Genomic DNA, 9,085 nt, shown 5'->3' with positions numbered 1-9,085 from the left:
GGGCAGCACGTCGCCCGCCCCCTCCAGCCGGAGGCCGGACGGGAACTCCACGAGGTCGAAGCCGCGCTCGCCGAACCACTTCGCGTAGTAGGGCTCCTCGGCCGCGCGCTCTGGGTGCAGAAACCGGCTGACGACGAACTTTTCGCCGTCCACGATGCCGGCGTTGGCCGTGAAGACCATGTCCGGCAGGCCCTCGACGGGGTCCAGCGTCTCGACCTCGGCCCCCGCCTCGCGCAGGGTGGCCACCAGCCCGTCCCACTGCGCCTGGGTGCGCTCGGGGTCGGCGGGGACCTCGCGGTGCATCCACGGGTTGATCTCGTACAGGACACCGAAGTGCGCCGGCGGACACATGAGATAGCGCTTTCCCCACTCCAGGTTCATCGAGGCGAAACGCTACACGTGCGGGGCTACGCCGGCAGCGTCTCGACCAGCTGCCGCAGGAACAGGCCTGCGTCGGTGACGATCCCCAGGACCTGGTGGCTGCCGCGGTCGGCGAGCTTCGTCACCACGGCCTGGTTGATGTCCACGCAGTAGGTCTCCACCGTTGCGGGCAGGATGTTGCCGGTCGCGATGCCGTGCAGCGTGGACGCCAGCATCAGCGCCACCCGGACGCCGTCCAGCTGCTCGCGCATCGCGTCCTGCGCCGCGACCATGTCTGTGATCACGTTCGGCAGCGGACCGTCGTCGCGCACCGACCCCGCGAGCACGAACGGCACGCCGTGGGACACGCACTCGTACATCACGCCGGACGTCAGCCGCCCTTCGCCCACCCCCGCCGCGATCGACCCCCACCTGCGGACCTCGTTGATGACGCGAAGGTGGTTGGCGTGGCCCCCTTCGGTGGGGTGGCCGAGGCTTACCGAGACCCCGAGGGAGGTCCCGAGGATGGACGACTCGATGTCGTGGACCGCAAAGCCGTTGCCCGCGAAAAGGACGTCCACCCAGCCCCCCGACACCAGCCGGGCCAGGTCCGGACCGGCCCCCGTGTGGATCACGGCCGGACCGCACACCGCCAGCAGCTTTCCTCCGGCGAACCGCGACGCGCGGATCCTGTCGGCCACCTCCGCGACCAGCAGTCCCTTGGGCTTTTCGCTGGATACGTCCGACCCCATGAACTCAAACGGGTTGGGTCCCCGGGGCTTCTCAAGAGGCTGGACCGCGACGCCTGCAGCCCCGACGACCACCAGGTCCCCGGTTTTCACCCTGTGCATCGGCTGGATCCATGCTCGCGACGCGCCGGCGTCGACGACCAGGGCGCAGTCCATCTCCGGACGTTCGACCTCCAGCCACCTGCCGTCCACCTTCACGCGCGTGGGCAGGTTGGTGGTGGCGTAGAACCCTTCCGGCAGCACGCCGTCGCGATCGCACGCCACCAACGTCGCGTCCGGTTCGTGGAGGCGCTGCGCCCCGTGAGGGTGAAGCTCGAGAAGCAGGGCCTCCAACAGGTCGTCGTCCTGAGCGGTCAGCTCGATGCGTGCGCTGGACGGATCCTCGTGTCCGTTGCCGACCTGGAGGTCCAGCATCCGGTACTGGGCCCCCGACTCGACGATTACGTCCAGGATCTTGGCCAGGATCAGCGAGTCGATGATGTGGCCGTGGACCTCGACCACCGTGTTAGCGGTGCCCGTCATCTCCGCACGAGAACTCTCGGACGCTGCTCGGTCTCAAACGGCGGCTTCGTCCGGGAGGCGGCCCGCGAACGCCGCCGCTCCCACAACAGGATCAGCCCTCCGAGCAGGGCCAGGCACGCGAAAAGCAGGATGACCATCGGCGCCGTGGCGGTGCGGACGTCTTTGGACGAAGCCACCGCCGCGAACCTGCCGGGCTCCGGACGGGGGGTCGCCCTGTCCGCGCGCTGCGGCACCGCGGCCGGACCCTTCCACGCCGAGTAGTTGCGCGGTCCCGGCGTGGTGCCCTGGAGCAGGTCGGTGACCGTCCCGGCGGTGTACCCGGCCGCCAGCGCGGCGCCCAGGACGTCCCGAAGCACCTCGAGGGTGTGGACCCCTCCGAAGTGCCCGAGAAGGATCGTCCCGGGCTCGAGCTCCTCCAGCGCGATGTCCACCTGCAGCTGCGGGTCGGTGTCCTCGGTGGTCGTGTCCGACAACGAGGTGTTCCAGTTGACGACGGTGAGACCGAGCTCCTGCGCGACGGCGACGACGCGCGAGTTCACGCCCCCGCCGGGTGGCCGGAAGTACGGACAGCGCTGTCCGGTCACCTGCTCGATGGCATCCATGCCCCGCTGTATCTCGGAGCGGATCGCGTCGGTGGAAAGTCCGGTGAGCAGCTTGTGCGTGTAGGTGTGGGAGCAGACCTCCCAGCCCATGCGGTCCAGGCGCTTGGGGAGCTCCGGCAGGTTCTCGGCCACCGCCCCCACCAGGAATGCGGTGCCGCGGATGCCCCAGGCCTCGATGAGGTCCAGCACCTCCGACTTGGGGTTCCAGCCGTCGTCCAGCGTGACGGCCTGTGCCTTGCGGTTCGGGGGCCCGAGCCTGATGACGCCGGGGGTGTCGCTTCGCGAGTAACGCTCGCCCGGGGGTTTTGAGGTCCTGATCCTGCTGCGCCTGACCTCGCGCTCCGGCTCGTCGTAGCGTCGGGTGCTCGTCTGAGGCCGGCTGGACCGGGGCTCGCTGTAAGTCGGCGCGTCCCGGGTCACCGGCGCGGGGCGCTCGACGCTCGGGGCGCGGGAGATCCGCCGCGGCGGCCGGGGGGTGCGTCCGGCGGTGCCGCTGTCTGTATGGTCGGCGGACGCGGGGGCCGCCACAGCGCACAGGGCAACCAGCATCAGGCACGCGGCACGGCGGGGTCTTGAACGGATCATCCACCCCCAGAGTCGCCTATCCGGGCCCGGGAGTCGAGCCAGACGCCAGATGCGGGAAGGAGTGCGGAGGGCGAAGGCGAACTAGACGCGGGGAGGGGGACAGGACAATTGATGAGCAGAGTCGGCTTAGCCGCAGTCGCTGTGACCATTTGTCTTTTATCACTCTCTACAACCACAGCTCACGCGGCACCGCCTGACGACGACCCCCCCATCACCCGGTACGACACGACTTCACCCGCTTGGGTGGCCCACCGCGTCAGAATCGTGGCCACAAGCCGCAACGTAGCTGTGGGGTGGGAGAACCGGTCCCGCGACACCAGGGAAGTCGTCTTCAGCAGCTGGCTGGTCGATGCCTCCGGAGACAGGATCCAGAGCACGTTCTCCAGGAGGAGCACCTTGTCTACGAGCGTTAGCGTCCACTCCGGGGACGTCGGTGCGGAGGAACGTCCGGTGCCTCGCGGTCCCACTTGGCCCGGAGGAACCCGGATCGGACAACCGGTGGCACCCGGCGACTACCTGCTGGTGATGGCTCTGTCCGCGGACGGCCCCTTCGATGGGTCCCTAGCGGTCTGGGGAGGCGACGGAATACAGATTCTCGCCAGCACCTACGGCCATGACGTCTTCCTACGTGGCGGCCGAGACTTCAAAGCTACCGTCGCCGCCGATGCGGAACTCGGACTGGACGGTGCCCAGGTGTACCTCGACGCCGCCCGATCGGAGTCGGCTTCACGCTCCATGTTTGGCAGCTTCTACAACCTCCGCAGCGCCGGTACCCCGGACACCGTTTCCATTGAGTACCCCGACGGGTCGGCGGCCGAGAAGTCAGGCTCGTTTGGGCACGAAGCAGCGTGGGTGGCCGGCGGGCCTGCCGGGCAGTACATGCTCAAGATCCACGGGGCTCAGGGGGCGGGGTCGGCCCCAGTGGCCATTCTGGCCGACGTCACACCTCCTGCCTGACGTTCAGGGCCCCCTTGTCCCCGAGCGCCGCCCCGCTGCGGGCCAGTTCGGGCCCCCCCTGATAGGATGGGTGGGTCTGTGAGTGAACCCCACCCTCCCCGACGCAATGCGGCCCGTGAATCCTCCGGGCCCACCGACGACTCCGAAGGAGCGCCGCAATTGGAAAGCACGGTTGAGTTACAAGAACTGACGTTCGCAGAGTGCGGGGTGATCGAACCGATCACCAAGCGGTTGGCAGCAAAGGGGATCACCGCCCCCTTCGCGATCCAGTCCCTGGTCCTAAAGGACGCACTGGACGGACGCGACATCCTCGGGAAGGCCAAGACCGGCTCAGGCAAGACGCTGGCCTTCGGGATCCCGCTGGTACAGCGGATGAAGCCGGGCATCAACGGTACGCAGGCGCTGGTCCTGGTCCCGACGCGCGAGCTGTGCTCGCAGGTGGCCGACGAGCTGCGGTCGATATCCGGACGGTCCGCGCGCATCGTCACCGCCTACGGCGGGACGGGCATGGGGGCCAACCTCAAGCAGGCCCCCAACGCGCACATCCTCGTGTGCACCCCGGGGCGGCTGATCGACCTGCTCGAGAGGCGTTCGGCGAACCTGTCCCAGGTCCACATCCTGGTCATCGACGAGGCCGACCGCATGGCCGACATGGGCTTTCTGCCGCAGGTGGCACGGATCCTGTCGGAGGTCCCACGGAAGCGCCAGACGATGCTGTTCTCGGCGACGCTTGACTCCCAGATCATGGGACTGATCGCCCAGACGCACGACCCGGTCCGTCACGAGGTGGACGAGGACACCCCCACCGTCGAGGCCGTGGAGCACCACCTGTTCGAGGTCAACCAGGTGGACAAGCACGACGTCCTGATCTCGGTACTGCAGGCTCCGCGCCGCCTCACGCTGGTCTTCACCCGGACCAAGCGCGGCTGCGACAAGCTGGCCACCCATCTGCGCAAGGCTGGGGTTCGGGCTGCCGCCATCCACGGCGACCTCGCCCAGGGAGCGCGTGAAAAGGCGCTGGACCGGTTTGAGAAGGGTGAGGTGGACGTGCTGGTCGCCACGGACGTGGCCGCCCGTGGTTTGGACATCGAGGGCATCACGCAGGTCGTGAACTTCGATCCTCCCGAGGACCACAAGGCCTACCTGCACCGCGTAGGACGCACGGCTCGAGCCGGGCGCTCCGGAGTCGCGGTGACCCTGGCCACGTGGCAGCAGCGCGACGAGGTGGAGAAGATGGCCAAGCGCCTTCAGCTCCACCCCCACATCGTCGAGATGGTCGCCACCGACGAGCGTCTGAGCCGGGTCGGCACGGGCGAGGTCGAGGGCGCGACGCCGGACCCGCTTGCGGAGAAGATGAACGACACCAGCAGCACCGGCACGTACGCCCGCTTTCAACGCGGCGGACGTGGCGCAGGCCCGCGCCGTCCCGGAGGCCGCCGCCGGTAGATCCACAGAACCCGCGTCACGCCGGCTGATCACCGGCGTGGCGCCACGGTCCCGGCTAGACCACCGGACGTCCCCTGCCGCACACTGCATGCAACCGCGCGAGCCCAGGGGGATGCATGTCCTTGATGCCCGTTCCAGAAAGCGACGTACCCATCGTCTGGCAGAACTCCGTCGTGGACATCGAGCCCACGAGCCGGTACGGCCCGCGGGGGACGCCGGACATCGCCTCGATCACCACCGTGATGCTGCTGGACAACCCGAAACAAGGGCCGGTGTCCTTCATGACGCCCGGCCACTGGGAGACGGACGTGCTCGCGGAGTCCCCGGATGCGTCAGACGTCCAGGTGCCCGAGCGGGTCACCAGCGACGACGCCGCCTTTGTCCAGCTGCGGGAGAGGTTCGAAAGCTTTCGCTCCAGGACCTCCGGGAGCCAGGAGCGCATCGCGGAGATGCTCGGGAAGATCAAGCGATTCCACCGGTTCAGCCTCGAGCTGGAGGAGGGACATCGCCTCGTGCGCTTTACGTCGAAGCTGCCGCTGATCGAGGAGGACGACGGCAGCTACAAGTTCTCCGCGATCTGTCCGGTCGAGTTCACGACTTTCGCGAAGGGCGGCGACTACAGCGCGATCGTCCTGCTGCCGCGGTCGGCCCGCTACCCGGACGGACCGAACTACGAGGTCAAGCTGCTGGACTTCAGCCGGGAGCCGCAGCCCCAGGTACTGGGCGGTGACGACGGGGGCCGAGTCGGCGAACGCACGACGGTCGCGTGGTACTGGCGCGCCGACCCGACGCACATCGTCCAGTACCTGTACGAAAAGATCTCAACCTGACCGCGACGACGCGCGCTCAGCCGCCGATGTGGGTCGAGGCGGGCTTGGACGGCTCCCGCTCGGCGCCCCCGGGCTCTTCGCGCGCCCGCGCCCATGCCGCCTCGAACGCGGAACCCAGGGACTCCTTCAGTTGCGACACCAGCAGTTCGTGATCCTTGGGCGGCTTTGTCCCGATGGCTTCCCGGACCGCCGCGGCCTCCGAAGCCATCGTGACCGCGGCCTGCGGGTCCGTGCTCGCGGCGATGGCGGCCAGCCCTTCAAGACACGTCGCTATCCCGGACCTGTAGCCGATCTCGCGGGACATCTCGAGTCCGTCCGAGAGCAGCGACTGGGCCCGGACGTGGTTTCCGTCGGCCCGCTCCACCTCTCCGAGCGCCTGGAGCTGCGCGACGATCCCCTGCTTGGCTCCCAACTCCTGCCAGAGCTGGAGGCTCTCCTCCAGCAGGCCCCGCGCCGCCGGGAGGTCGCCCTTCTGACGCGTGACCTCGCCCAGGGCGTAGATGCAAGCCGCCACGCCGACGCGATCGCCCAGCTCCCGCTCTATCTCCAGCGCCTGTTCGTGCAGCTGTATTGATTCGTCGTACCGTTCCTGGAGCTCCCTGATGCCGCCTAGCCCGGTGAGGGAAGCGGCGACGACGCGTCGGTTTCCGAGGCGGCGAGCCTCCTCGAGGCACTCGAGGAACAGTGACTCCGCGGTAGCCAGGTCGCCCTGCGCGTTGGCGGCCATCGCCAGGTTGTGAAGCGTGGCGAGCATCGGCTGCCGGTTGCCGGATTCCCGCTGGAGCTCCAGCGCTTCGGTGAAAAGGCTCCGGGCGAGGGTGAAGTTCTCCTCGGCCAGCGCCATGGTCCCGAGCCGGCTGAGCGCGGAAATGAGTCCTTCGTGATTGCCTGCGCTCCGAACCAGGTCCAGGCTCTCCTCGTAGCTGCGACGGGCGTCTGCGAACCTGCCCTGCGTGTGAGCGACGTCGCCGAGGTGACTCAGACTGGAAGCCGCACCGAGCAGGTCCCCCGCCTCCCGCCGAACCGAAACTGCTTCGTGGAGGCGTTCCCAGGCGGCGTCGAAGTCTCCCGTGTTCAGCAACAGTCCTCCGAGGACGTCCAGGGCCCGCCCCCTGACGCCGGCGGGCGGGTCCGCGAGGTGAAGCAGCTGCTCGATCCACTGCCTGCTCTCGCTCCAGTGGCCGCGGATGCGCCAGAAGGTCGATGCGCCCAGCGCCAGCAGGAGCCCTGACTCGGACCGCCCCGATTCCATGGAGCAGCGAAGCGCCTGCCTGATGTTGTCGTGCTCGGCCTCCAGACGGTTAAGCCAGAGGGCCGCCTCGTCGCCATCAAGCTCGGCGGAGGCCCGCTCGACCAGGGTCAGGCACCACTCCAGATGCCGGAGCCGAACCTCCGCCCCGCGCTCGGCCAGCTTGCCCACCGCGTACTCACGCACGCTCTCCAGCAGCACGTAGCGGTTCGTGCCGTCCCGCTCCTCGATGCCCACCAGCGACTTGTCCACGAGCGAGGTCAGGTCCTCGAGCACGCCGGCACCGAACACCTCCTCGGCCGCGTCGAGCGTGAACCCCCCGGCGAACACGGACAGTCCCGCCAGCAGCTCGCGCTCCGGCGGCTCGAGCAGCTCGTGACTCCAGTCGATCGCCGCCCGCAGGGTCTGCTGCCGGGGCTCGGCGGTCCGGCTCCCGCGCGACAGGAGGGCAAAGCGGTCAACGAGCCGGCGCTCGATCTCCTCTACGGGCAGAATCCCCACCCACGCCGCCGCCAGTTCGATCGCCAGCGGCATCCCGTCGAGTTGGCGCACTATCCGAGTTACGGCGGACAGCCTGTCCGACGCCGGCTCGAACGAGGGGCAGACGAGCTGCGCCCTGTCCACGAAAAGCCGTGTCGCCTCGCAGGACATGAATTCGGTGGGGAGCGTCTCTTTGTCCGGAAGCGAAAGTGGCGGCACCCGCCACACCTGCTCGCCGGACACGCGTAGCGGCTCCCTGCTGGTGGCGAGGATGGTGAGCGCCGGACACGAACGAAGAAGCGTCCCGGCCAGCTCGGCTGCTGCCCCCACGACGTGCTCGCAGTTGTCCAGCACGATCAGCATCGGTTGCGTCCCGACGTGATCCACCAGTGCCTGCATCGGCGACCGGCCCGGCTGCTCCGCGGCCCCTACCGCCGACGCGACCGCCCTCACGACCATGTCCGCAGATGTCGCCGGGGCCAGCTCCGCGAGCCAGACGCCGCCGGCGTACCGGGCCAGCACTCGCCCGGCCACCTCCAGGGCGAGCCTCGTCTTACCCAGGCCCCCGGCCCCCGCCAGCGTCAGCAGGCGGGTCGATCCCAGGCTGCGCTTCACCTCCGTCACCTCCGCCTCCCGGCCGACAAACGTCGTCAGCTGGAGGGGAAGGTTGTTCACGTAGGAGTTGAGGGAAGCCAGGGGTGGGAAGTCTTCGTCGAGGTCCGGGTGGCAGAGCTGGTGGACGGTCTCCGGCTCGGACAGCCCCACGAGCTTGTGGGAGCCGAGGTCCCTGAAGTCCGTGAGCGGAGGAAGCGACCCGGCCGCCAGTTGCCGGGACGTCTCCGACACCACAACCTGGCCCCCGTGCGCTATCGCCCGCAGGCGCGCACACCGGTTCACGACCGGACCGTAGAAGTCGCCGTACCTGTCTTCAACCTCGCCGGTGTGGACGGCCATCCGTACGCGGATGACGCAGTCCTCGGGCCAGGGCTCCACGCTCAGCGCGCGTTGCGCGTCAAGGGCCGCGGCGACCGCGCCGGGTGCGCCGGTGAACACGGCGAAGATGCTGTCCCCCTCGCCGCGGGGACGCAGCACGCGCCCTTCGTGCGAGGACACGGCGTGCTCCATGATCTCGTCGTGGCGGGTCAGCGCCTCGGACATCCTGTCCGGGTTGCGCTCCCACATGGGAGTGGACCCCTGGATGTCCGTCATCAGGAACGTCGTGGTCCCTGCAGTCACGGTCGACCCGGCCATCAGTCCCCCCTAGGGACAGTATTCACCGCGGGACATGCCTACGGCGGAGTCCCT

General features: G+C 68.8%; 8 protein-coding genes. 3 read left to right on the top strand and 5 right to left on the bottom strand.

All coding sequences use genetic code 11. The features are described 5' to 3' along the window. The 4 genes from VNE62_04100 to VNE62_04085 form a co-directional block, all read right to left on the bottom strand. Positions 1-381, bottom strand: a 381-nt coding sequence (locus tag VNE62_04100; protein ID HVE91475.1) for an arginine deiminase-related protein, incomplete at its 3' end; no start/stop codon positions are given. 26 nt (positions 382-407) lie between these two features. Then, positions 408-1,631: a TIGR00300 family protein gene (locus VNE62_04095; protein HVE91474.1), complete on the bottom strand. Its 1,224-nt coding sequence runs from the start codon at positions 1,629-1,631 to the stop codon at positions 408-410. Then, complete coding sequence (locus VNE62_04090; GenBank protein ID HVE91473.1) at positions 1,628-2,818, bottom strand: polysaccharide deacetylase family protein; 1,191 nt, start codon at positions 2,816-2,818, stop codon at positions 1,628-1,630. Before VNE62_04090 ends, VNE62_04095 begins: the two co-directional genes overlap by 4 nt. Before the next feature lie 179 nt (positions 2,819-2,997). Then, positions 2,998-3,213, bottom strand: coding sequence for a hypothetical protein (locus VNE62_04085; GenBank protein HVE91472.1), 216 nt, complete (start codon positions 3,211-3,213; stop codon positions 2,998-3,000). 1 nt (position 3,214) lies between these two features. On the opposite strand from VNE62_04085, the gene VNE62_04080 reads away from it, so the two are divergent. The 3 genes from VNE62_04080 (at position 3,215) to VNE62_04070 (ending at position 6,051) form a co-directional block, all read left to right on the top strand. Then, a complete protein-coding gene (locus tag VNE62_04080; protein ID HVE91471.1) occupies positions 3,215-3,775 on the top strand; it encodes a hypothetical protein in 561 nt (186 codons plus the stop codon). 207 nt (positions 3,776-3,982) lie between these two features. Next, positions 3,983-5,221 carry a DEAD/DEAH box helicase gene (locus VNE62_04075; GenBank protein ID HVE91470.1) on the top strand — a complete coding sequence of 413 codons (1,239 nt, stop codon included), beginning with the start codon at positions 3,983-3,985 and terminating at the stop codon, positions 5,219-5,221. 116 nt (positions 5,222-5,337) lie between these two features. Beyond that, complete coding sequence (locus tag VNE62_04070) at positions 5,338-6,051, top strand: hypothetical protein (protein HVE91469.1); 714 nt, start codon at positions 5,338-5,340, stop codon at positions 6,049-6,051. 16 nt (positions 6,052-6,067) lie between these two features. Here VNE62_04070 and VNE62_04065 read toward each other — a convergent pair whose 3' ends face one another. Next, positions 6,068-9,031 carry a tetratricopeptide repeat protein gene (locus VNE62_04065; GenBank protein ID HVE91468.1) on the bottom strand — a complete coding sequence of 988 codons (2,964 nt, stop codon included), beginning with the start codon at positions 9,029-9,031 and terminating at the stop codon, positions 6,068-6,070. Positions 9,032-9,085 lie beyond the last annotated feature (54 nt).

It is taken from the genome of Actinomycetota bacterium (assembly GCA_035536535.1).
Classification (GTDB): Bacteria; Actinomycetota; JAICYB01; order JAICYB01; family JAICYB01; genus DATLNZ01.
Note: the sequence above shows the minus strand (reverse complement) of the source record. Positions and strands in the feature narration are given on the sequence as shown.